At 40.1% G+C, this 25,100-nt stretch carries 22 protein-coding genes; 12 read left to right on the forward strand and 10 right to left on the reverse strand.

Annotation, left to right across the window (positions count from 1 at the left end):
- Positions 1–86 precede the first annotated feature (86 nt).
- The 4 genes from D9K81_RS02850 to ahcY form a co-directional block, all read right to left on the reverse strand.
- Positions 87–2,951: an EAL domain-containing protein gene (locus D9K81_RS02850; protein ID WP_120374456.1), complete on the reverse strand. Its 2,865-nt coding sequence runs from the start codon at positions 2,949–2,951 to the stop codon at positions 87–89.
- Between the two features lie 158 nt (positions 2,952–3,109).
- Positions 3,110–3,835, reverse strand: a complete 726-nt coding sequence (locus D9K81_RS02855; protein ID WP_120374457.1) for a 16S rRNA (uracil(1498)-N(3))-methyltransferase — start codon at positions 3,833–3,835, stop codon at positions 3,110–3,112.
- A gap of 104 nt (positions 3,836–3,939) precedes the next feature.
- Complete coding sequence (gene metF, locus D9K81_RS02860; RefSeq protein WP_120374458.1) at positions 3,940–4,776, reverse strand: methylenetetrahydrofolate reductase [NAD(P)H]; 837 nt, start codon at positions 4,774–4,776, stop codon at positions 3,940–3,942.
- Between the two features lie 147 nt (positions 4,777–4,923).
- The gene (ahcY, locus tag D9K81_RS02865; RefSeq protein WP_120374459.1) at positions 4,924–6,306 is read right to left on the reverse strand and encodes an adenosylhomocysteinase; all 1,383 of its coding nucleotides are present in this window, start codon (positions 6,304–6,306) and stop codon (positions 4,924–4,926) included.
- Between the two features lie 462 nt (positions 6,307–6,768).
- On the opposite strand from ahcY, the gene D9K81_RS02870 reads away from it, so the two are divergent.
- Entirely contained in the window at positions 6,769–7,275 is a 507-nt protein-coding gene (locus D9K81_RS02870) for a cysteine peptidase family C39 domain-containing protein (protein ID WP_120374460.1), read from the forward strand.
- Between the two features lie 52 nt (positions 7,276–7,327).
- Here D9K81_RS02870 and D9K81_RS02875 read toward each other — a convergent pair whose 3' ends face one another.
- The 3 genes from D9K81_RS02875 to radA all read right to left on the reverse strand — a co-directional run bounded on the left by D9K81_RS02875 (position 7,328) and on the right by radA (position 10,482).
- Complete coding sequence (locus D9K81_RS02875) at positions 7,328–7,855, reverse strand: tetratricopeptide repeat protein (RefSeq protein WP_120374461.1); 528 nt, start codon at positions 7,853–7,855, stop codon at positions 7,328–7,330.
- A 108-nt stretch (positions 7,856–7,963) separates the two neighbouring features.
- Positions 7,964–8,968 carry a Tim44 domain-containing protein gene (locus tag D9K81_RS02880; protein ID WP_120374462.1) on the reverse strand — a complete coding sequence of 335 codons (1,005 nt, stop codon included), beginning with the start codon at positions 8,966–8,968 and terminating at the stop codon, positions 7,964–7,966.
- A gap of 122 nt (positions 8,969–9,090) precedes the next feature.
- Positions 9,091–10,482 (reverse strand): DNA repair protein RadA, encoded by a 1,392-nt coding sequence (radA, locus tag D9K81_RS02885; RefSeq protein ID WP_120374463.1) that lies wholly within the window; start codon positions 10,480–10,482, stop codon positions 9,091–9,093.
- Between the two features lie 185 nt (positions 10,483–10,667).
- On the opposite strand from radA, the gene D9K81_RS02890 reads away from it, so the two are divergent.
- On the forward strand, positions 10,668–11,102 hold the full coding sequence (locus D9K81_RS02890) for a hypothetical protein (protein WP_120374464.1): 435 nt from the start codon (positions 10,668–10,670) through the stop codon (positions 11,100–11,102).
- 88 nt (positions 11,103–11,190) lie between these two features.
- Here D9K81_RS02890 and D9K81_RS02895 read toward each other — a convergent pair whose 3' ends face one another.
- Positions 11,191–12,546, reverse strand: a complete 1,356-nt coding sequence (locus tag D9K81_RS02895; RefSeq protein ID WP_120374465.1) for an alanine/glycine:cation symporter family protein — start codon at positions 12,544–12,546, stop codon at positions 11,191–11,193.
- Between the two features lie 316 nt (positions 12,547–12,862).
- On the opposite strand from D9K81_RS02895, the gene D9K81_RS02900 reads away from it, so the two are divergent.
- The 6 genes from D9K81_RS02900 to xerA all read left to right on the forward strand — a co-directional run bounded on the left by D9K81_RS02900 (position 12,863) and on the right by xerA (position 18,637).
- On the forward strand, positions 12,863–14,266 hold the full coding sequence (locus D9K81_RS02900) for an amino acid permease (RefSeq protein ID WP_120374466.1): 1,404 nt from the start codon (positions 12,863–12,865) through the stop codon (positions 14,264–14,266).
- 347 nt (positions 14,267–14,613) lie between these two features.
- Positions 14,614–14,799, forward strand: a complete 186-nt coding sequence (gene lptM, locus D9K81_RS02905) for an LPS translocon maturation chaperone LptM (protein ID WP_171406863.1) — start codon at positions 14,614–14,616, stop codon at positions 14,797–14,799.
- A 65-nt stretch (positions 14,800–14,864) separates the two neighbouring features.
- Complete coding sequence (lysA, locus tag D9K81_RS02910) at positions 14,865–16,109, forward strand: diaminopimelate decarboxylase (protein WP_120374468.1); 1,245 nt, start codon at positions 14,865–14,867, stop codon at positions 16,107–16,109.
- Positions 16,110–16,122: 13 nt separating this feature from the next.
- Positions 16,123–16,968: a diaminopimelate epimerase gene (dapF, locus tag D9K81_RS02915; protein ID WP_120374469.1), complete on the forward strand. Its 846-nt coding sequence runs from the start codon at positions 16,123–16,125 to the stop codon at positions 16,966–16,968.
- A 119-nt stretch (positions 16,969–17,087) separates the two neighbouring features.
- Positions 17,088–17,717, forward strand: a complete 630-nt coding sequence (locus tag D9K81_RS02920) for an alpha/beta fold hydrolase (RefSeq protein ID WP_120374470.1) — start codon at positions 17,088–17,090, stop codon at positions 17,715–17,717.
- Between the two features lie 29 nt (positions 17,718–17,746).
- On the forward strand, positions 17,747–18,637 hold the full coding sequence (xerA, locus tag D9K81_RS02925; protein ID WP_120374575.1) for a site-specific tyrosine recombinase/integron integrase: 891 nt from the start codon (positions 17,747–17,749) through the stop codon (positions 18,635–18,637).
- A gap of 73 nt (positions 18,638–18,710) precedes the next feature.
- Here xerA and D9K81_RS02930 read toward each other — a convergent pair whose 3' ends face one another.
- A complete protein-coding gene (locus D9K81_RS02930; protein ID WP_120374471.1) occupies positions 18,711–20,387 on the reverse strand; it encodes an amidase in 1,677 nt (558 codons plus the stop codon).
- Positions 20,388–20,881: 494 nt separating this feature from the next.
- Here D9K81_RS02930 and D9K81_RS02935 point away from each other — a divergent pair, with 494 nt between their 5' ends.
- On the forward strand, positions 20,882–21,268 hold the full coding sequence (locus tag D9K81_RS02935) for a hypothetical protein (protein ID WP_120374472.1): 387 nt from the start codon (positions 20,882–20,884) through the stop codon (positions 21,266–21,268).
- 77 nt (positions 21,269–21,345) lie between these two features.
- Here D9K81_RS02935 and D9K81_RS02940 read toward each other — a convergent pair whose 3' ends face one another.
- Positions 21,346–21,840 (reverse strand): Lrp/AsnC family transcriptional regulator, encoded by a 495-nt coding sequence (locus D9K81_RS02940; protein WP_120374473.1) that lies wholly within the window; start codon positions 21,838–21,840, stop codon positions 21,346–21,348.
- A 111-nt stretch (positions 21,841–21,951) separates the two neighbouring features.
- On the opposite strand from D9K81_RS02940, the gene D9K81_RS02945 reads away from it, so the two are divergent.
- From D9K81_RS02945 to D9K81_RS02955, 3 genes are all read left to right on the forward strand, one after another.
- Positions 21,952–22,557: a LysE family translocator gene (locus tag D9K81_RS02945; protein ID WP_120374474.1), complete on the forward strand. Its 606-nt coding sequence runs from the start codon at positions 21,952–21,954 to the stop codon at positions 22,555–22,557.
- A 547-nt stretch (positions 22,558–23,104) separates the two neighbouring features.
- Complete coding sequence (locus D9K81_RS02950; RefSeq protein WP_120374475.1) at positions 23,105–23,857, forward strand: electron transfer flavoprotein subunit beta/FixA family protein; 753 nt, start codon at positions 23,105–23,107, stop codon at positions 23,855–23,857.
- Positions 23,858–23,874: 17 nt separating this feature from the next.
- Positions 23,875–24,807: an electron transfer flavoprotein subunit alpha/FixB family protein gene (locus tag D9K81_RS02955; protein WP_120374476.1), complete on the forward strand. Its 933-nt coding sequence runs from the start codon at positions 23,875–23,877 to the stop codon at positions 24,805–24,807.
- Positions 24,808–25,100 lie beyond the last annotated feature (293 nt).

A 25,100-nucleotide genomic window follows, 5' to 3' on the forward strand; every position in this document is an offset into this window, starting at 1 on the left:
CTGAATATATCACTTGTTAGACAGTTGGGACAGACTCAGAGTGCCATTTTTTGAACCCTGGACTGTCACATTTTTATTATCTTATATTAAGTAGCTATAAGTGGGGCACAGGTATTTTGTTCTAAATATTCTGTTGCCTGTTGTTCGGGTAGTGGCTTAGAAAATAAGTAACCTTGTGCAATATCACAATCCAGATCCTGTAAGTACTTGAGTTGTTGTTCTGTTTCAATGCCTTCAGCAACCACAGTCATGCCCATGGCTTTGCCCATTGCAATCATGGCACTGACAATTGCCGCTTGCTTGTTTTGACCAATTTGAGACACAAAACTTCGGTCAATTTTTAAGATATCAATTGGAAAATCAGCAAGATAAGCGAGTGAGGAATAGCCAGTGCCAAAATCATCGAGTGAAATATTAATATTTCGGCGTTTGATTTCATTCAATTGATTTTTAACATCTTCAGAATTTTCTAATAGCGAAGATTCGGTAATTTCAAGTTCTAAATCTCGGCCTTCAATTTGATTTAGGCTCATAGCTTCATCTAAAACTTCGAGCAATTGTCCGCGTCGCAGTTGCTGTGCAACAATATTGACTGAGACGCAAATGTTATTAAAGCCCATGTCTTTCCATTGGCGTATTTGCTTGGCAGTTTGCTGTATTACGATACGACCAATGTCTGAGATTAGGCTAGTTTGTTCTGCAAGGGGAATAAACATATTGGGTGGAATGATTCCTTTTTCAGCATGATTCCAACGTACTAATGCTTCAAAACCACAGACATTGTTATCTCTAAAATTGATTTTAGGCTGGTAATAAACCATTAATTCGTTGTTTTGAATGGCTTTACGTAAGTCACGTTCTAGGAATATTCCTTGTTCTAATAGTGCGGTATTTTCTTTTGAATAATATCGAATGGTATTGCCACCAAGCGTTTTGGCTTCGGTCAGTGCCTGTTCGGCACAATTGTTTAAATAGTCCAATTGGCGACCATGTTCTGGGTAGAAAGCCACACCCATAGAAATGGTGATTAAGTGGTCTTGTCTGGCAATATTAAAAGGTAAACTAAATGCTTTGTTGATGCGCGCACATTGATCATTCACCGAAGGGCGTAAGTGAGACACTTCATACACAATAGCAAAGTCATCACCATTTAAATGCGCCATAAATAGCGCTTCAGGATTGGTCAAACGCAAACGCTGAGCAACTTGGCGCAGTAATTCATCTCCACCATTATGATTTAAATATTCATTCAGTGGTCGAAAGCGATCGATGTTTAGGCGAATTATGGCAAATTGTGAATCACGCTGTGTCACTAAAAGTTTGTGTAATTGATAGTTATAGTAAAAACGATTTGGCAAATCTGTCAGCGTGTCATAATTTTCTAAATACGATAAACGCTGTTCCTGTAGTTTGCGTTCAGTTAAGTCAGATACGATGCCAATATAGTGCGTTACTTTATTTTCTTCATCCATGATGGCATTAATATGCATCCATAAGGTGAGTTCTTTGCCAGAGAGGAATTTTTCATTTAATTCGCCATCAAACTCATGCATATTCATGAGTTGCTTAATTACACTGTAGTGTGCACTACGTTGTTCTGACTTATAGTTCGCGGTAATGTCAAATAGGTGTTTACCCAAAATTTGATTGCTGAAAAATCCTGTTAATTTTTCATAATACGGATTGACGTCGATATAACAGAGTTCTTCGTCGAGTATAAAAATACCTTCAGCTGCTTGCTGTAATACACTCGTTGCCAGCTTAATTCGTTCTTGTGACATTTTTTCTTTTTGAATATCACGACGGATGCCCACCATGCGCACAGCTTTTTGCGTGTTTGGATCACGCTCGACCACACGACCAATATCATGTACCCAATTCCACTTGCCATCTGAATTTTGAATTCGGTAACTGGCCTCATAACGTTCACTTTCACCACGTAAGTGCGTTTTCATGGTCTGTTTAAGTTGTTCGGCATCATCAGGATGAATCTGATGCTGTAGTTGTTCGAGGTGTTGTTTTGAATCTCGTGTTTGTTTTTCATAGAGGTGATTGGTGATTCGAATTTTTCGATCTCTTATGTTCCAATCCCAAGGTCGAAGACCTGCAATTTCATGTGCTAAAATTAGGTTTTCTTGTTGGTTTTCTAAATCTTTGTTCATTTGCTCAATATCGTAAGTACGTTCACGTACTTTTTGTTCGAGCAATTGATTGTTCAGCTGTAGCTGTAATTCGATATCTTTCGAGTGATTAATTTCTTTTTGTAGTTGTTTACATAAGTCATCTGTCCACGACACTTGCTGAGAGGCATCTTTCATTAACAACTGATTGCGTGCGTATGTGGTGCTTAGGCGCAGGTTAATTCGATAGGAAGTTGTCGCACACAATAAAATCACAATGAGTGCAAAATTCAGAGCAAGACTAAATAGGGGATTGGTGTCGTGTTGAATAAAGTATTGTGAAAATAAAAAAGGGATAATTGAAGGTAAAAAGGTTAAGCAAAAATAATTTAATTTTTGGGTTAAATAGGTCAGGCTAAAACTTTGTGTCACGATTAACAATAAGGCTGAAAGTGTTAGCGCATGAATTTCTTCAAAATTTGGGTTGATCGTGGGTAAGTAGTTATAAAGTATATAAATACCAGTAGCAACCAAGCAACCTACTGTAAAACACTGTATCTGTAGCCAACGATGGGCATGACTTAAATTATATAAACCGGGTTTGAAATGAACTGTGCTCACTAACCAAAACATGCACACAATGATTTCTGTCGAAAAAAACCAAGTGTAAAAATAAGGCGCAGAAATTGAACTATAAAAGTGATAAATACAGAAAATATACAGGCAAACAATTAAAATACTAATTAAAAAGTAACGGCTTAAACGAATTGTATTTGCAATTTGGGCGGCATGATTATGCTGCTGTATATATTCATATTGATCTTCTATCATGAATATCAATGCCTTATTTCAATGTAATAATTAAGTCAATTTTTATTGGCCTAGCTGTAAACAGCTCGAAATCCTTTCAAGGCCATACATTTTATCTAAATAAGGGTAATTGGCAAAAGCACATAAATCAATCAAATTGTATACACAAGTATAAAAAATCAGATGAAATTGTTGGTCATTCGATAATTGAGTATAGAAAGAGCAACCACTGGCGCTGTTTCGGTGCGTAAAACACGTTCACCAATACACCAATTGGTAAAACCTGCTTGATTTGCACTGTCAATTTCAGCTTCGCTTAAACCACCTTCTGGGCCAATCAGTAACGCAATATTTGGCGTTGCATTGGCTAAGACGTCTGTTTGGTCCTTGTTAGGAGCAAGGACGAGTTTAGTCTGAGGTAAATTAGATGCAAGCCATTTGTCTAAACTAATGGGTGCAAGGATTTTTGGAACCACGTTTAAACCGCACTGTTCGCAGGCTGCAATCGCAATACCTTGCCAGTGATCTAATTTTTTTTGGTCACGATCATACTTCAAACGCATTTCACAACGTTCAGAAGTGAGGAGCTGAATTTCAGATACACCCAATTCCACCGCTTTTTGAATAGCATAATCCATGCGGTCGCCTTTGCTCATGACTTGGCCAAGCAAAGCACTAAAAGCTGGTGTGCGGTTGGTGGGATTAAATACATTTACGGCAACAGACGCGGATTTTTTAGCGACATCCACTAAAGTCACTTCGTATTCGCCACCTTGTCCATTAAATAGTGTTGCACTTTCACCTGTTTGGGCGCGTAGGACTTTAACCCAGTGATGAAATACTGTTTCAGTCAGTTCAACGGTTGTGTCTACTACTAAGTCAGCTTCAATAAAAAAACGGGGCATTCCGTTGTACTCTCAAAAGGTGAAATAAAAAGACTTCTGATTTACAGTTTCTTCATATTTCCCTCAAGAAACAGAATATTGTAAGTTTCAGAAGTCTAAAGTGCTTAAGCGAGACCGAGATCTTTCACAAGCTGACGGGTTGGATCGGTGGTATTCATAGTATAGAAATGTAGGCTCGGCGCACCACCAGCAATCAGGCGTTCGCAAAGCTTAACAATCACTTCATGGCCAAAGGCTTTGATTGAAGCGGTATCATCACCATAGGTGGCCAATTGCTTACGAATCCAGCGCGGAATTTCTGCACCTGTACCATCAGCAAAGCGAATTAAATTGCTTGCATTGGTAATTGGCATAATGCCTGGAGCGACTGGAATATTCACACCTTCTTTTTGAATGCGTTCTACAAAGTAGAAGTAGGCATCTGGATTAAAGAAGAACTGTGTGAGTGCGGCATTCGCACCCGCGTTGGCTTTGTCACAGAAACGTTTGATGTCTAGATCAAAGCTGTCTGCTTGTGGGTGCATTTCAGGATAAGCTGCAACTTCAATTTTGAAGTGATCACCTGAGTGTTCACGGATAAAGCGCACAAGGTCTGTTGCGTATGGCAATTCGCCTAAGCCCACTTGACCTGAAGGTAAGTCACCACGTAGTGCAACAATACGGTCAATGCCTTGTGATTTATACAAATCGAGCAATTCTGCAATACGTGCTTTGCTGTCACCAATACAAGACAGGTGAGGAGCAACAGGTGTGCCTTTACCATTAAAATCGTTCAATGTAGACAAAGTACGTTCACGGGTTGAACCGCCTGCACCGTAGGTTACAGAGAAAAATTCAGGATTAAGTAATTGGAGTTCTTGGTGTACTACTTTAAGTTTTTCCGCACCAGCATCAGTTTTGGTAGGAAAGAACTCAAAAGAAATGGGTAGATTTTTGCTCATTTCGAATCCTTGTTATAAATACTTTTTATTTAGACCTCTCCCTAACCCTCTCCTAAGAGGAGAGGGAACTATCACTATAAATTTAATTAATAATGAAAAGTCCCTTCTCCCTTTGGGAGAAGGCTAGGATGAGGGGAAATATAAAAATTAATACTTATAAGCTTCAGCTTTGAATGGGCCTTCAACTTGAACACCAAGGTAATCAGCTTGTGCCTGAGTTAAAGTAGTTAAAACACCACCAAAACCAGCAACCATTGCAGCTGCAACTTCTTCGTCTAATTTCTTAGGAATAAGTTCTACGCGAATTGCTGCTTGTTTTTGATCTTCAGGAAGATCAGCAAATTTTTCAGCAAACAAGTGCATTTGACCCAATACTTGGTTTGCAAATGAACCATCCATAATACGTGAAGGGTGACCAGTTGCATTACCAAGGTTAACCAAACGACCTTCTGAAAGAAGGATGAGGTAATCGTTTTCATTTTCTGTACGATACACTTGGTGAACTTGTGGCTTTACTTCAACCCACTTGTAACTACGTAAGTAGTTTGTGTCGATTTCAGTGTCAAAGTGACCGATGTTACAAACCACAGCACCCGCTTTTAATGAATCAAGCATCGCTGCGTCACATACGTGGTAGTTACCAGTTGTAGTTACGATCAAGTCCGTGTTCTGAAGAAGGTCAAGGTTGATGTCTTCTTTCTTACCAGTTTGGATACCGTTTTTGTATGGAGCGACAACTTCGTAACCGTCCATGCATGCTTGCATTGCACAGATTGGGTCAACTTCAGTTACACGTACAATCATGCCTTCTTGGCGAAGTGATTGAGCAGAACCTTTACCTACGTCACCATAACCAATCACAAGTGCACGACGGCCAGATAAAAGCATATCTGTACCACGTTTGATTGCATCATTTAGTGAGTGACGGCAACCGTATTTGTTGTCGTTTTTAGATTTAGTTACAGAGTCATTTACGTTAATCGCTGGAACTTTTAAAGTGCCATCGCGGTGCATTTCGTAAAGACGTTGAACACCTGTAGTGGTTTCTTCAGTAATACCGTGGATTTTAGCAATCACTTCTGGATATTTTTCATGAACAAGTGCAGTTAAGTCACCGCCATCGTCCAGAATCATGTTGGCATCCCAAGGCGTACCATTTACGTTAATTTGCTGTTCTAAGCACCAAACGTATTCTTCTTCTGTTTCGCCTTTCCAAGCGAATACAGGTACACCCGCAGCAGCAATTGCAGCAGCAGCATGGTCTTGAGTAGAGAAGATGTTACAAGATGTCCAACGAACTTCTGCGCCTAATTCAACTAAAGTTTCAATTAAAACAGCAGTTTGGATTGTCATGTGGATACAACCCAGGATTTTAGCGCCAGCAAGTGGTTTTGCTGCTGCATAGCGTTTGCGAAGACCCATTAGGGCTGGCATTTCTGCTTCTGCAAGTTTGATTTCTTTACGGCCGTAGTCCGCTAGAGAAATGTCGGCAACTTTGTAATCTGTAAATGAAGCATTAACCGCGTTCATCACGATCTCCTTAATAAAAATAATTGATCATTCAGTTCGCGGATGCCGTTGTTGGCGGTTCTGAGCAGAACGGCCGATCGTCGAGCCTGGCAATCCTACATTTATGTGCCTGTAGAAAAGTCGCAGCATCCCTCGACTAGCGAAGTATTGTACTTGGATTCGAAAAGTGTTCCAAGGTTTAAAGGCTGAGATTATTTATTTTCTTCTCACTGAACTTTTAACTGGTCAAAAGCTTGCCACCCAAACTTGCTCAGATTGAATAATTTAGCTTTTTTCTACGAGATTATTCGGCAATATAATGATGAGATTAAGTATGGCTACTTGATCAGTCATTTTTAGAATGCCTAAACTTTATAATTTGTATCATTGAGCTTAGATGAAAATTCAATAGGTACTAAGTATTCACACACCTATTGATTTTTTGTTTATCATCAAAAGTAAATAATTTTTTGAATTTTGATTATGACGCTGGAAATCCCTGAAGCACTTGCCAATCTTGAAGCCAATGGCGGCATTTATGCTGTATGGATGTTGCTACAACACTTAGGTTTAGATGCTGAAATTGATCAGCTGGTGAATGTTTGTGGTTATGATGCAGACTACGGGACAAGTACATTGGGCTTAGCCATAGGCTTAAAAAAATTTGGTTATCAGGTTCAATTTCATACCGATGAAGACTTAGAGCCAAGTGAGCAAGATGTACTAGAACTGTCAGAGGCAAAAAAAATTCAGTTACCTATTTTGCCTGCGCTCAGCTATGCGCAAATTCAGCAAGCATTTGAACAAAAGAAATATGTGATTGTGTATTACGACACTTTAGAAGGTGAGGGTAATCATTCATTGGTTTATGATGTCAATAAAGATGAGATCAGTTTCTTTGACCATTTTGAAGCAATGCCAGCAACTGTTTTTGAACAGCAACGTGCTGTAGAGGGTATTTTTAGACAAGCAATCGTGGTAGACGCTTAATATTGTTTAAGATAAAAATAGCCCATTTAAAATGGGCTATTTTTATAACTTACTATTCTGTAGGGCTATTTTCAGCTTGCTGCGCTTTTAGATCCCAAAAATCAGCTTGTTCTTCATTGGCATCAATACCTAAGCCATTGGCATAGATAAAAGATAGATCGCGCATCGCTTGGATATCACCTAATTTAGCAGCCTGTTGAACCAGTTCAATCGACTTAGTGACATCTTTTTCAGTCGCATCACCACGGCGGTAATAACCAGCTAATTCAAAAATAGCAGCTGCATGTTTATCTTTACTGGCTTGTGTTAACCAGTTAAAGCCATATTCAAAATATTTTTTAGACTCTTGTGGGTCTTCTTCGCGTAATTCTTTGGCATACACTGTGTAGCCTTCGCCTAGCCAATACATGGCTTCGGTTAAGCCCAGTTGTGCAGCTTTGAGTGCCCATTCTTCAGCCAGATCAATATCATCTTCATGTTCACTGTGCATATATGCTTCAGCTAACTCAAATTGAGCTTCTGCATTACCAGCAGATGCACGATTAATTAAAGCAATGGGGGGAGTAATACGCTGCGACATAAGGCAACCTCAAAATTAAACATACTTAGAGTAAAGTGATTAGCATATAAAAGCGAATATTCAATATAAAAAAAGCGATCCGAAGATCGCTTTTTTGAACGGTGAAGCTTAGCTTTCTTGTTGAATGCCAGCAACCAACCAGTCTTGTGTAGAGCCTGCAGGTTTAACAAAATGCCAAACTTCAGCAAATGGCTGTGGAAGGCTGTTTAAGTCTTCGCTTACAGTACCTGTAAAGCGTACGCTCACTACGTATTGACCATTTTCAGTTGCAGAATCAGCAACCATAGCATTTAAGTTAGAAAACTCAGCAACGTCTTGATCTTGGTTAGCCATAATATCTTGATACATAGACTGGTAAAGGTCAGGAGTTAAATAACGCTGAATTTCTGAAATGTTGCTGGCCGTATTCATTGACTGAATATGGTTAAAGCGTTGGCGCGCAATGCGTAAGAATGCAGCTGGTTCAGTACCATCAGGAAGCTGACTACCAGAACTTGTGTATGCGCCACCTGCAAATGGTGCATTGCTTACAGGTGCAGACGTTGCAGAACCACCTACAGATTGACCAAAGATATTGGTGCTATCACCGCCACGAGGTGCAGTAGGTGCTTGACCAAATGGTGCTGAGTTACCAGCACCACCATTATTTGGTGCGTATGGGTTGTTAGTTGCTAGTTTTTTTTTTGCGCCCATCTTACGGAAAACGAAGAAGGCAACAGCTGCAGCAAGCAAGATCCAAATCCAGCTTGGAAGACCACCTTTTTCTTCTTCAGCAGGGGCTACAGCTTGTTGCTGTGCTTCTGAAGTTGCTTGAGTGTTCTTGTCATCTGCCAATGCATTGGCAGCTACCGCACCAATTGCGGCACCAGCAACACCCGCAGCAACCATACCGCCAACACCTGGACCAGATTTAGCAGGCGCAGTTGCAGGAGCAACAGGCTGTTGAGCTGGAGTAGCTTGACGAGGCTGTTGGTAAGACTGAGTTGGTGCCGCTTGACGAGACATACCATGGCTTTTACCACCACCGGCACGTTTCGCTTCAGCTGTTAATGGCGCTACAAGTAAAGCAGCCGTTAAAAGACCTGCAATCAAACCACGCTGTCGAACTTCCATTGAGTTTTCCTATAAGAAATGAAAAGAAATAGATTCTTCTTATTTATGCAGTCATTTGTTGCGAATTTCAATATCTAAATCGTATTTTTAGTGAAAAAATATACAACCAAACTCAGCTTGGATTAGCTGAGCTCTTCACTGAGGTTCATGGCTTCTGTTAAGGCTTCATGTAAACGGGCAACAGAAATAATTTGTACACCTTCAATTGCTTTTTGTGGAGCATTACCACGAGGCACGATAATGTACTTAAAGCCGTGTTTAATTGCTTCTTTTAAGCGCTCTTGGCCATTGGGCACAGGGCGAATTTCGCCAGATAAACCAACTTCACCAAATACAGCAAGTTGCTGTGGCAGTGCTTTACCACGAATACTAGAAGCACAAGCCAGAAGTACGGCAAAATCAGAACCAGTTTCGGTAATTTTTAAGCCACCGACAATATTCACATATACATCTTGGCCTGAGGTTTGTACCCCGCCATGACGGTGCATGACTGCAAGTAACATATTTAAACGGTTTTGTTCTAAGCCTAAAGCAACGCGACGTGGTTGACCGTGAGCATCATCTACCAAGGCTTGCACTTCAACTAAAAGTGGGCGTGTACCTTCTCGACTAATCATCACGATAGAGCCCGGAATGGCTTCATCATAACGACTCAGAAAAATAGCAGAAGGATTTGAAACTTCGCGTAGGCCTTTGTCTGTCATGCCAAACACGCCCAACTCATTGACTGCACCAAAACGGTTTTTCACTGCGCGAATCATACGGAAACGAGAATCGGCCTGACCTTCAAAATAAAGTACACAGTCCACCATGTGTTCTAGTACACGTGGTCCTGCTAAAGAACCTTCTTTAGTCACATGGCCAACAATAAACAAAGCTGTCCCACTGTTTTTGGCAAAACGTGTGAGTAGGGCAGCAGATTCACGTATTTGCGAAACTCCACCCGGAGCTGATTGTAATGTTTCGGTATATAGAGTTTGAATCGAATCTAAAATAGCTACAGCAGGCCGCTCATGTGCCAATACTTCACAAATACGTTCAACACAGGTTTCGGCCATCACCTTTAATTTGTCCGTAGGCAAATCAAGTCGATTAGCGCGAAGCGCAACTTGAGAAAGTGATTCTTCACCTGTGACATATAATGCTGGGCTGTTGGCAGAAGCCATGTGCGTTGCTGTTTGTAGCAAAATGGTGGATTTACCAATACCTGGGTCACCACCAATAAGCACCACTGAACCTGTGACGAGGCCACCACCTAATACACGGTCAAATTCGCCAATACCAGTTTGCAAACGCGTTTCATTTGAAACCGATATTTGATTCAGTGTGGTAATGCTAGCCGCTTGGCCTGCATAACCACCGCCCATTTTAGGCTGTGCACGATGGCTGACAGCTGGTGCAATGCTGACTTCATTTAGACAATTCCATTCGCCACAATCGCTACATTGGCCTGACCATTTGGGATGGTCTGCACCGCATTGTTCACAACGATAAACACTTTTTGCTTTTGCCATAACCTAAGTTGAAAGCTGTTGTCATTGAGCAAGAGCATAACCATGTATACGTCGGAACGCTATGGATTCGAATTAAAATCCGTTGTTTCAAGTCAATCTGTGTCGCATAAATACAAGGTGGTTCCCCTGAATGTAGTTTCAGGCTTTATAATAGAGGCTTAAATTACTCAAAATGGATCACTGCAATGCCAATGCTTATACACCATATCGATGCGATTGCGCGTGAAAAAAAACGTGATGTGCTTTTTTTACATTTTGAAAATTATATTGAAGATAAAGATTTAGAGGACAATGCACGTAATACTGTTTTGGCATGGTTAGATGAACATGGTATTGCCTATACGCCATGCATGGGGATAGAAGATGAGAGCATCATTGATGGCTATTTGGGAGATGTTTATTTAGAGTTGCCATTTGATGAGCAAGATCCACAATATCAGTTAGTGCAACAGCATCTTGAGGATGATGAAGGTAATATGAAAATTGAAGATGTCTTCTTTTTTGTATTATCGCTTGAAGTCGCTTTAGAAATTGAAGCTGATCGCCAAGAACAAAATGATTTAGAAGACCAATTCGAAGATGACGAAGAAGATCCTACGACACACGGCCGTTTAAGTTAAGATTTTCCATTGCGTATTTGTTTAGATACTCATGGATATAATAAAAAAGCCACACATCTGTGTGGCTTTTTTATTGGGTAGACTTTGTTTAGTAAAGTTCACCAGTTTTACGGCGTGCAATAAAGTCTTTAGATTCTTTAACAATAATGCCCGAAAGGAGTAACAGTGCGAGACAGTTTGGTGCAGCCATGAGGCCGTTAAAAGTATCTGCAAATAACCAAACCAAATCCAGTGTCACCACACAGCCTACAAACACTGAGGCGATATAAATAAGTCGATAGATTAAGATCGATTTATCACCCAATAAATAAGTACAGCATTTTTCACCATAATAGCTCCAACCTAAAATAGTTGAATAGGCGAAGAAAATAATACCAAAGGTCACCACCCAGCCACCAAAACCTGGCAGGAGTTTCTCAAATACACTAATGGTAAGTACCGCACCAGTTTGGTCTCCGAAGCTATTGCCTGCCATAATAAAGCCCATAACTAAAACAATACCAGTAATTGAGCACACAATAATGGTATCAAGGAATGTACCTGTCATAGAGACTAAACCTTGACGTGCAGGATGGTCAGTCTGTGCGGCTGCGGCAGCAATCGGTGCAGAACCCATACCGGCTTCATTTGAGAACACACCACGTGCAACACCGTAGCGGATTGCGGCACCAATGGCACCACCAGCAGCAGCTTCACCTGTAAAGGCATAAGTAAAGATTAGTTTGAGTGCAGGGATAACTAATTCAAGATTATTGACAATAATTGCCAAGCCACCCAATACATAGCCAACCGCCATAATTGGGACAATCACCGAAGACGCTTTAGAGATGGATTTAATTCCACCTAAAATAACTAAGGCTGAAAAAGCGGTAATGATAATAGCTGTTGTGAGCGTACTAATTCCTAAGCTATTTTCAACAGCTAAAGCGACAGTATTGGATTGAACTGAACTGCCAATACCAAACGATGCCAAAGTACCAAATAGCGCAAACAGTACAGCGAGCCATTTCCATTTTGCACCTAGTCCACGCTCGATGTAGTACATCGGGCCACCAGACATTTCGCCTTTTTCATTTTTAATACGGAATTTAACCGCCAATACGCCTTCGCCGTACTTGGTTGCCATACCAAACAGTGCGGTCATCCACATCCAAAACACTGCACCTGGGCCACCGAGTACGCAGGCTGTTGCAACACCTGCAATATTACCTGTACCGATTGTGGCAGACAGTGCAGTCATGAGTGAGGCAAATTGACTAATATCGCCTTCATGTTTTTTTGGGTGTTTACCAAAGACCTGTTTAAAGGCCAATGGCAACATACGAAATTGCCAAAATAATAAGCGGAATGTGAGGAATACGCCTGTACCAACAATCAGTACTAGCATATAAGGACCCCAGACTAAGCCACTCAGGGTCTCCATAAAATTTTGTAAGTTTTGCATATTTTTCTTATCCATCCCATCTAGGTTATTTACGCTTGCATCAAGCAAGTGCTATGCCAGTTAGTCGAAACTTCCAGTGTTTAATCCCTTTTTTATGCTAGGAGCTTTTTTTATTACTCATGTTTTCAATTTTTTATGTTGATGCATGTATTTATGGCACTACTTATATTTAGTGTAATATTTATACTTTGTATATAAGAAAAATAAATTAAATACAGCAATTAATCCGAAAATATAGATCAAACGAAAATAATTTTGTATTTTTTGAATCAATTAAGTTAATTTGTGCGGATTGGACAGCAGAATTGAATCAAGAATGAATCATCAAAATAATAGTTCGTCAGCTGAAAATGGCGATCTACAACGTAGTCTGTCTAACCGACATCTTCAATTAATTGCAATTGGCGGTGCGATTGGTACGGGCTTATTCATGGGCTCTGGTAAAACAATTAGTTTGGCTGGGCCATCCATACTGGTCATCTATATGATCATTGGCTTCATGGTCTTTTTGGTCATGCGAGCGTTGGGTGAACTTTTACTATCTAACTTGCAGTACAAGTCATTTATTGACTTTGCAACAGATTTAATCGGCCCGTGGGCGGGTTATTTTGTCGGTTGGACCTATTGGTTGTGTTGGATTACCATTGGTATCGCAGACCTTTCCGCCATTATTTACTATTTACAGTTTTTTAATGGAGGTAACCCATTCTCGCCAGAAGAAGGGGTGCTCATTAGTATTGCTGCTATTGTGTTTATTATGGGACTCAACCTAGTCACTGTTAAGCTCTTTGGTGAGTTAGAGTTTTGGTTTGCACTGATCAAAATTTTAGCCATCGTGGTGCTTATTGGTGTTGGTTTGTGGATGATCTTTACTGGTTTTACCTCAACATCAGGTGAAATTGCATCATTTACCCACTTGTGGTCACATGGTGGCTTATTTCCAACAGGGGTTACAGGCTTCTTAGCAGGCTTCCAAATTGCGATCTTTGCCTTTGTTGGGGTTGAATTGGTCGGTACAACAGCTGCTGAAACTAAAGATCCTGAGCATAACTTACCTAAAGCTGTGAACTCGATTCCAATCCGTATCATCATTTTCTATGTGTTGGCATTGATCATCGTGATGTCTGTAACACCATGGAATCAAATTGATCCGAGCATTTCGCCGTTTGTTAATTTATTTAGCCAAGCGGGGATTGCAGCTGCAGCTATTATTATGAACTTGGTGGTGTTGTCATCGGTGATGTCATCAATGAACAGTGGTGTGTTTTCTACCTCGCGTATGCTATTTGGTTTGTCTCGTGAAGAGCAAGGGCCAAAGGCTTTTGGTAAATTGAATAAGCGTGCCGTACCTGCAAATGCACTGTATTTCTCGGCAGTATGTTTGTTATTGGGTGCTGCGTTACAGTACTTTGTTCCGAATACCGTTGAAGCCTTTACTTTGGCTACTACACTTTCTACTGTCTTGTTTATCTGTGTATGGCTCATGATTATCTGGAGTTATATTGTGTACTACAAGACGCGCCCAGAACTTCATGCAAAATCAACCTTTAAGTTACCGGGTGGTTTATATACATGCTGGTTCGTGATCATCTTCTTTATTGGCATGATTTATGTATTGTCTTTAGAAGCAGATACGATGAAAGCCTTAATGGTCAGCCCAATCTGGTTTGTGATTTTGGTGATTGGTTACTTTGGTTTTTATAAGAAAAAGCAACAATAAGTTCCTAAGCTAAAAAAACTGTCCAATATGGGCAGTTTTTTTATGCCTGAAATTGAGCAAACCATGAATATTACGCGTTCAAACAGTGAGATATGGCCAGTGTAACGTGCCTATTTTCATGGGTTTAAAGAGACCGCAATGCTTAGTTTAATTTTAATTGAAAAGGTATGGCCGAATAGGCACAGTCAAATTAAACAAGAGTAACTGCAAAATAAAAATAAAAGTTGCCTAATTTTAAAACAGAGTGCGGATCAGCACATTGAGAAATCGTGGGCTTTTCTTTTATCCGTGTGTTGATCACGTTATACTCGGAAAAAATATTTTTAGGTACGCGTATGAATCGTGTTATGAGTTGCAAAATGGTGATGCTTTTATTGGGCAGTTTACTTTTGACTGCTTGTGGCCAGTCTGGCGCATTACATTTGCCAGGCGATACGAACGCTGACAAACGTGCAAAATATTTACTGTATTCAGATCAGAATACAGAAAAAAAAGCTGAGGAAGTGCATGAGCAACAAGCACCAGCTCAGTAGTCTGCAGAGACTGAAGCTAGGGCTTCAAAAACTACATCTGATTTGATTTAAGCAAGGATACTTTCATGAGTTTCACCCGCATCAATGGGGTTTTGCATGCTGAGCAATGTTCATTACAAGCGCTCGCAGTGCAATACGGCACACCACTATATGTCTATTCTAAAGCAGCTTTTGAAAAGCATTACTTAGATATGGACCGTGCATTTAGCTTTATCGACCATCAAATTTGTTTTGCGGTGAAGTCTAATTCCAATATTGCGGTATTGAATGTATTGGCCAAGCTTGGCGCTGGTTTTGATATTGTGACAGGCGGTGAGTTAGCGCGTGTACTCAAAGCAGGCGGTGATGCTACTAAAATCGTGTTTTCAGGTTTAGGTAAAACTGAAGCGGATATTCAAAAAGCACTTGAAGTGGGTATTGCTTGCTTTAATGTCGAGTCTTATGCAGAGCTGGATCGTATTCAAAAGGTTGCAGCTAAACTTGGCAAAAAAGCGCCAATTTCATTGCGAGTTAATCCAGATGTAGATGCCAAAACACATCCATATATTTCTACGGGTTTAAAAGAAAATAAATTTGGTATTCCTTCGGACAGCGTATATGAAACCTATCAATATGCAGCGTCATTATCTCACTTGGATGTTGTGGGGATTGATTGTCATATTGGTTCACAGTTGACTGAAACACAGCCATTTGTTGATGCTTTAGATCGCGTTATGGTCATGATTGATCATTTGAAAACTTTAGGTATTCAACTAAAACACATTGATATTGGCGGTGGCTTAGGTGTGACCTATAAAGATGAAACTCCACCTTCTGTAGAAGAATATGCCAATGCCATGAAACCAGCTTTAGAAAAGCTCGGTATGAAAGTATATATGGAGCCAGGTCGTAGCATCTCTGCAAATGCGGGTGCGTTATTAACCAAAGTTGATTTATTAAAACCAACCAATCACCGTAACTTTGCCATTATTGATGCAGCGATGAACGACTTGATTCGCCCTGCATTATATGAAGCGTGGATGGACATTCAAACAGTTACACCAAATACTCAAGCAGAAACTAAAACTTGGGATGTGGTGGGTGCAATTTGTGAAACGGGCGATTTCTTAGGGAAAGAGCGCGAATTAGCCATTGAAGAAAATGATGTACTGGCGGTGTTGGGCGCGGGTGCATACGGTTTTGTAATGAGTTCGAATTACAACAGCCGAGGTCGTGCCGCTGAAGTGATAGTAGATGGTGAACAAGCACATTTGGTTCGTGAGCGTGAAACGATAGAATCGTTATGGGAACGTGAGCGTCTTTTGCCTTAAGGAGTGATTCGAGATGTTAGTAGAATTTACCAAAATGCATGGCTTGGGCAATGACTTTCTGGTCCTAGATCTAATCAGCCAGCGTGTGTATCTTGATGCACTAACTATTCAGCGTTTAGCGGATCGTCACTTTGGGATTGGTTTTGATCAGTTGTTGATTGTAGAGCCACCTGATGTGCCAAATGCAGACTTTAAATACCGTATTTTTAATGCAGATGGTTCAGAAGTTGAGCAATGCGGTAATGGTGTACGTTGCTTTGCGCGATTTGTACATGAACGTCAATTGACGACCAAAACCAAAATTAAAGTGCAAACTAAGGCGGGTATTGTTGAGCCTGAATTAGGTGAAAATGGTTGGGTTCGTGTAAACATGGGCTACCCAAAATTCTTGCCACAAGAAATTCCATTTTTGGCAGAAGAGCCTGAAAACCTATACGACATTGATTTAGCCAACAATGAAAAGTTGACGATTGATGTGGTGAATATGGGTAATCCGCATGCAGTGACGATTGTTCCAGATGTCATTACAGCTGATGTGCCACGAATTGGCCCACAAGTTGAATCACATGCGCGTTTCCCACAACGTGTAAATGCTGGATTTATGCAAATCATTGATGAAAAGCATGCGCGCTTACGTGTGTTTGAACGTGGTGTAGGTGAAACCTTAGCGTGTGGTACGGGTGCTTGTGCGGCTGCTGTATCGGGCATGCGTCGTGGCTTGTTGTCAAGTAATGTTGAAATTGAATTGGCAGGCGGTAAGCTTCAAATTGAATGGAAAGAAGGTGATGTGGTTTGGATGACTGGTCCAACTGCTACTGTTTACGAAGGTCGTTTAGATTTACGTTACTTCCAATCTTAATTTCTCATCAAGCTAAACATGCCCATGAAACAAAAGAGCACTTTCAAATGAAGGTGCTTTTTTATGATGATAAATCCGCTATGCTGTCGCTAATAACACATTTTTCATGAATTAAAACTATGCAACTGATTTTTTTACCTGGTGCATCGGGCAGTACGTCTTTTTGGCAACCTGTGCAGCAAAGACTTGTCAGTTGTGTCTCTGATCGTTTTAAATCTCAAAAAGTCATTGCATATCCTTCATTTGGTCATGTATCTGCGCATGCTGATGTATATGATTTTGCAAGTTTAACTGAATATGTGCTGGGGCAGATTCAGCAAGAATGCATCATTATTGCACAGTCCATGGGTGGCATTTTTGCAGTGCAGGCTACTTTGCAAAAACCAGATTTAGTGAAAGGTTTGGTTTTGTTGGCAACCTCAGGCGGTATTAACTTAAAGCCTTTTCAGGTACAAGATTGGCGTAGTGCTTATCAGCAGCAGTATTTAAACTATCCAGATTGGTTTTGTACGGCAAGACTCGACTACAGCTTACAGTTGCAGACCATCTCACAGCCTGTTTTGTTGTTATGGGGAGAGCAAGATCCAATCAGTCCTATCACTGTGGGCTCGTATTTACAGTCGCTTCTACCGCAATCGAAATTGCGCATTGTATTGGGTGGAGATCATTTGTTTGCAGAAAAGTATCCAGATCAGAGTGCTAAATTTATTGCTGAATACTTAGCTGAATGGGAGGCTGAAGCGTGCTAGAAGGAGTTGAGCCACAAGTATTGCTAGGCATGTGGCTAAAGGAACGTAAAATTCAGAATCAATCTGAACATACTTTGCAAGCCTATGAGCGTGATGTAAGCGACTTTTTAGAGTTTTGTAGCATCCGAAATTTAAATTTGAATGATATTGAAACTGCGGATTTACGTGAGTTTTTGGGTTCAAAGGTTGAACACCAGCAATTGAGTCCAAGTAGCTTACAACGCCTCTTATCAGCTGTTCGCCAATTTATGAAATGGGCAGAGCAAGGGCAATATATGGCTTTTAACCCTGCAGATGATTTTCAGCTCAAGCGTCAGTCACGTCCATTGCCCGGCTTGGTGGACATAGAAACAGTCAATCAGATCTTAGATCAACCCGCGCCAGAGTCTGAGGCACAGCAGCAGATGTGGCTCAGAGATAAAGCCATTTTGGAGCTTTTATATTCTAGTGGTTTACGACTGGCAGAAGTGCAATCCTTAAGAATTAAGGATGTGGATTTTAATCGACAATTACTGCGTATTACGGGTAAGGGAAATAAAACACGTGTGGTGCCATTTGGTCAGAAAGCTAAAGATGCTGTCATGCAATGGTTACAAATTTACCCGTTTTGGCATGGTGATTTTGTGCCGGAAGCTCATGTGTTTATTACTCAAAAGGGCAATCCACTTGGAGCGCGCCAAATTGAAAATCGGGTGAAGCTACAAGCCCAACGCGCAGGCGTAAATGTCGATTTACATCCGCATTTATTAAGACATTGTTTTGCTAGTCACATGCTGTCGAATAGTCGAGATTTACGCGCCGTACAAGAAATGTTGGGTCATAGTAATTTAACCACAACCCAAATTTATACCCATGTGGATTTTGATCACTTGGCGCAAGTGTATGATCAGGCACATCCTAGAGCACAACTCAAGAAATAAGACAAAATAAAAAGAAGGCATGGCCTTCTTTTTATGGAGTACTTTTTATAAGGCAGATGAGTCTGCCAAATAGTTATAAAGCAGGCGTATGCACAGGTGTTTGGCGTACTGGGTTAATTTTTTCAAATGCAGTCGCAATTTTAAATAGCGTTGGTTCATCAAACTCACGTGCTAAAAATTCAATATTGACGTTCATTGGATATTGGCTTGTACTCGAAGTAACTTGAGCCACAGGCATTGAAAGTGCTGGAAAACCACTAAATGGACTCAGACGATTGTTGGTGCCCGCCGATGGACTACGACCTAGATTCGCAGCCAAAGCATGCATAGTTGGGTAGGCTAGTGCATCATAACTTGTTCCTGTAAGTTGTCCAGTCGCATCCGTATGATCTAATGCTTTGTTTAGACTACCGCGGACATGCGGGGCACGTACCACGGTATTCAAGTGATAACCATCAATAAAGGATTGTGTTTTATCATCACGATCATAGTTATTAAATGTTGCAATCATTAAGCCACTTTTTTGAAGATCTGCATAAGACTGAAAAATACTGCGTGTCGACTTTAAATACTCAGTGAGTGAAGTTTTAAACTCATAAGAAGACAAACTTGAATAAGTGCTAAGAATCGTAGATAAATCATCAATATTTACTTCCTCTACAATGGCGCCTGCTGCAGTTAATTTTGCAATTGCTTGATCCATTGCGTTGTTAATCAATTGTCCGTCTTCAGTAAGTGCACCTGTATTATTTGGCTGTGCATACAAGGCACGAACCAGACCAATACGTTTACCTTTTAAAGTGTTATCGCTACTTGGAACGTATGTAGTTGGTACCGAGAATTGCGTTTTATATTCACTTTCAGTGCTTAATAATGGTGCTAAACGGTCAAAATCACTACGCTGATTTGAAGATGTTGAATGATCGAAGCCTGTCATGCTGTCCATTAAAATGGCACAGTCCACGGCTTTACGGCACATAGGGCCAGCTGTATCTTGTGTTGGTGCAAGCGGGATGATGCCATCTTGACTTACTAAGCGTAACGAAGGACGTAAACCAACAAGACCTTGCACAGCAGATGGGATACGAATTGAGCCACCTGTGTCTGTGCCAATCCCAATCAGCGCTAAGCTTGCATTAATAGCAGCACCTGTACCTGCTGAGGAACCGCCTGGGCCTTTAGTCAGGTCGTATACATTTTTAGTCTGACCGCCATTTTTATGACTTGAGCTCCCACCGAAGCCAAAGGCAAACTCATCTAAATTGGCCTTGCCTAAGATAATGCCACCATGGTCTTTAATATTTTTAATAATATAGGCATCGTCTTGCGGAAAATTATCAATTAAGGCTTTAGAACCAGCAGTATTGGCCATGTTAATCGCATCAATATTGTCTTTAGGCAGTACGGTCACGCAGTGTAAATCACCTTTGAGTTGACCGGTGCTGGCATAGTAGTCATCTAGTACTTTGGCATCTTTGAGTGCGGTTGGGTTAACCGAAATGACACTGTTTAAAGTGGGTCCTTGTTTATCATAAGCTTCAATACGATCCAAATAACTTTGCACAATTTGAACGCAGGTTGCACCTTTAGTTTGAATAGATTGATGTACATCGGCTATGGTGGCTTCAACAGGATTAAACGGGACAGGTTGAACAACTTCGGCACTTGAGTTGTTTTCATTTGAGTCATTACAAGCGGTTAAAAATCCAGAAAGAGAGATTAGTAAAATAGTTTTTTTAAAACCTAACATGAAGCCTACCCCAGAAAATTTAATGTGTAGACGTGCTTATGCAATGCTTGTGCCATATATGTTTTTGATTGTTTGTAAATTTAAAAAACACCTTTTGAGATTTTTAAAACAACAGTGCGGTCATCTATGCACCAATTTGATAAAATTAATACTGTACAAGTGACATAAAAATAAAAATTATGCGCAAAAAATCGATATTTTTATTTATCTATTCATCTTATTTATTCGGTATTTAATTATTAAGTCTTTTAAATTCAATGTATTGTGTGTTTTTTATATTTTTAAGTGACTTAAATTGATCATTTGTACTAATGTAGAATAATAAATAGTCACTTTTTCAAGTATAAAATTAGCGTATAACTGCTCAATGTAAGAGATGGATAAAATAGATGCGCAGTCGTAATTGCTACATGTGATGCAATAGCATACCCCAAATGCACCTCTTCAAGACAGTTACAACATAAAGCATTTGATTTAAAAATTAGGCAGAAACAATGATTTCAAATCTTCAAGAAAAATATAACCAGCTTAGCCCAGCACAAAAAGACATTTTTATCGGCTATGGTTTACGACAAATTAAACATTTTGTTGAAATTAGCCTGCCTAAAATAGAAGCAGTTCTTCCAGAAGGTGCAACTGTACAAGGTATTAATGCGGAAGGAAAAGTATTGGCTTATGATGCGTCAAGCCAGCAATATTATGTGTGGATTTCAGATTTGCAGTGGCAAATTTATAACAAACCCGCTGTGGCTGTAGACCTTAAAGAAGATGCGATTGCAGTGTGGACTATCTTTAATTTAAAAGACCATGAGCTGATTAATTTGAGCCATATTCATCGCGACTTTTTAGACACTCAGTCTATAGATGAAAAGCACTCATAGAATATATCGCGGGAGATCTGTGCCAAACAATGATCTCCCATATTGCCATGATCAATTAGATCATACTGTGTACGGACTTATAAATCTTCCAGTGGCAATTGATAACTTTGTTTCACGATTTGACTTGGCACATCTGTTTTCACGCTGGTGATACCGTTTCTTTTGGTCAAGTGCGTACTCTGAAACTTACGGTAGCTCTCAAGGTCTGGCACCACCACTTTAAGCATGGCATCACACTCACCTAAAATGATATAGCACTCCATCACTTGTGGCAGTTCTTTCATTGCTTCAATAAATAAATCGATGGTTTCTGCATCTTGGCCAACCAACCAGATACGAGAAAATAATAACAATTGAAAGCCAATCCGCTGTGGATCTACTACGGTGGTATAGCTTTGAATCACACCAGCTTCTTCTAATAGCTTTACACGTCTTAAGCAAGATGAAGGCGAAAGTCCAATGGCCTTAGCTAATTCATTATTCTGCATGCGGCCGTTACTTTGCAGAGAGTGAATGATATTTTTATCAATCCGATCCAACTTTACTAGAACAGACTTAGATGAAATTTTCATAAAATAGAATATAATTCTAAAAATAGGTAATATATTAGAATATTTGAAATCCTATTTTAGCGCAATTCGAACATACTATTTTTTCCATCAGTACAGCGATAGGAAAAGGAAATGTCTGTATTAGTACTCTTTGCGTTAACGGTTACACCGCTTATTTTTACACCTGGACCAGATATGTTATTTGTACTGTCCCAAGTGATAGGTAAGGATGCAAAAGCAGGCATGATGGCAACTTTGGGGATTTGTTCGGGCTATTTGGTGCATTCTGTTTTGGTGGCAGTTGGCTTGGCCGCTATTATTGTGTCTTTCCCAATTTTGTTTGAAACCATTCGCTGGTTAGGGATTGCATATTTAATTTATCTTGCTGTGACCTTGTTAAGATCTGTGTTTAGCAAAAATACTATTCGCATTGAAAATAAAAGCACCAATTCACCGATTAAGAAGGGCTTTTTTACGGCACTGCTAAATCCAAAGGGCATGTTGATTTATTTTGCAATCTTGCCACAGTTCATCGATAAAACTGGTAATACAGTCGCTCAAGGCTTATTACTTTCACTGGTGTTTATTGGATTAATTTTTATTGTGTACTGTGCGTTGAGTTTGGTATTTGCAAAAATTAGTCAAAAAACACAAATTGATGAACGTAAACAAAAATGGATCGATGGGACATCAGGTGGTTTGTTGGGCTTTGCGGCAATTTGGTTGATTTCAAATTAAAAAACAGCCAATGCCGTAGACTTTACATTGTTTTAAAAGATGCCCGTGATGTTTAAACGGGCTTTTTTATGTATTCAATGATGCTGTTTTTTTGTACCTAACGGCTGGCTGTCGAATCAAAGCGAGAAAATAAAGCACAGGATTTATATCCAGATTGCATAAAAAATAAGATGAAAAGCCATTCTGTCTTAAATGACATAAACCAGATTATGACTGGTATGATCATTTAAGCGACCAATAATGTGTGGAAATCTTAGCAAAAACAGATCGATCAAAACTTTTGATGATGTAAATCAGGTAAAAACATAATATAAATCAATGGTTAAAAAATAACAAAAACTTTATGTAAAACAGCCTAATTTGCGCGTGATATAAAAATGTGAACCATTAGTTCAAGGATTTTTACGCTTTTTTACAGGTCTTTCGATAATTGTGACTTGACCGAAATGCCATACACATTGCAAGATAGGGCACCTAAAAAATTTTAAGTGAAGAGTTATTATAGCTTTTCATAACATTTACATTTGCTAAAACAGCCGAGGATTACATGAAGGCTCTTGTTGCTGTAAAACGTGTGGTTGATGCCAACGTTAAAGTTCGCGTTAAACCGGACAATAGTGGGGTTGACCTTACTAACGTTAAAATGTCTATCAACCCATTCTGTGAAATCGCAGTGGAAGAAGCGGTTCGTTTAAAAGAAAAAGGAACTGTTTCAGAAATCGTTGTTGTTTCTATTGGTCCTAAAGAAGCTCAAGAACAAATTCGTTCTTCTATGGCTCTTGGTGCTGACCGCGGTATTCTAGTTGAAGCTGATGACAGCCAGCTAGGTGCACTTGAAGTTGCAAAAATTCTTAAAGGCGTAGTAGACGCTGAACAACCGCAATTGATTCTTCTTGGTAAACAAGCAATTGATGACGACTCTAACCAAGTTGGTCAGATGTTGGGTGCTTTACTTGGCGCAGGTCAAGGTACTTTCGCTTCAGAAGTTAAAGTTGAAGGCGACAAAGTACAAGTGACTCGTGAAATCGACGGTGGTTTACAAACTGTTGAACTTTCTCTTCCTGCAATCATCACAACTGACTTACGTTTGAATGAACCACGTTATGCGGCTCTTCCAAACATTATGAAAGCGCGTAAAAAACCGCTTGATACTAAGTCTCCGGCTGATTATGGCGTATCTGCTGTATCTAAGCTTAAAACTGTTAAAGTTGAAGCACCTGCAGAACGTAAAGCTGGCGTACAAGTGAAATCTGTAGATGAGCTTGTAGAAAAATTGAAAAACGAAGCGAAAGTGATCTAATACAGAAGGATAAAATCATGAGTATTTTAGTTATCGCTGAGCACGACAACAAAGCACTTAACGGTGCAACTTTAAACGTTGTTGCTGCGGCGCAAAAAATCGGTGGTGATATCACTGTATTGGTAGCTGGTGCAGGCGCACAAGCAGTTGCAGACCAAGCAGCTAAAGTTGCTGGTGTAAGCAAAGTATTACTTGCTGATGACGCAGTTTATGCAAACCAATTGGCTGAAAACGTTGCTAAATTAGTTGCTTCTATTGGTGTGGGTTATTCTCACATCCTAGCTGCATCTACAACAACAGGCAAAAACGTGCTTCCACGTGCGGCTGCGCTTCTTGATGTTAGCATGATCACAGACATCATTGCTGTTGAAGGTCCTAAGACTTTCAAGCGTCCAATCTATGCTGGTAACGCGATCGCAACTGTAGAATCAGGTGAGTCAATCGTTGTAGCGACTGTTCGTGGTACTGCATTTGATGCTGTTGCTGCTGAAGGTGGTTCTGCTGCTGTTGAAGCTGTTGCATCTCAAGGTGATGCTGGTATTTCTAAGTTCGTTTCAGAAGAAATTGTGAAATCTGAACGTCCAGAATTAACAGCTGCACGTATTGTTGTATCTGGTGGTCGTGGTGTAGCTTCTGGTGAAAACTACCATAAAGTACTTGATCCACTAGCTGACAAGTTAGGCGCTGCTCAAGGTGCTTCACGTGCTGCAGTAGATGCAGGCTTTGTTCCAAACGATATGCAAGTTGGTCAAACAGGTAAAATCGTTGCGCCAGAACTTTATATTGCTGTAGGTATCTCTGGTGCGATTCAGCACTTGGCAGGTATGAAAGACTCTAAAGTGATCGTTGCGATCAATAAAGATGAAGAAGCACCAATTAATGCAGTAGCTGACTACTGGTTAGTGGGTGATTTGAACACTGTAGTTCCAGAATTAGTTTCTAAACTTTAATTTCTGAACGCAGTTCAAAAACGCTCTTATGCATCATGCATAAGGGCGTTTTTTTATTGGACATGGATTTTACACTGCTTACTCTCTATGCAAATTGTGCAAGTTTGCAGTGACAAGCCAAGAGGAAATCATTTAAAGGGCATGTAGGCGAGAAGCTACGTACGCTGAAGCGCTTAAATAGGCCTAAGCTGAAACTTTATACTATTGAGCAAGCAAAGATGCATAGCGCTCAAAAGAGTGCAGAATATAATGACATTGCTTAGGTGAATTTTTGGCTTAAGTTGTTCTAGTTC

This window comes from Acinetobacter chengduensis, assembly GCF_003664645.1.
Taxonomy (GTDB): domain Bacteria; phylum Pseudomonadota; class Gammaproteobacteria; order Pseudomonadales; family Moraxellaceae; genus Acinetobacter; species Acinetobacter chengduensis.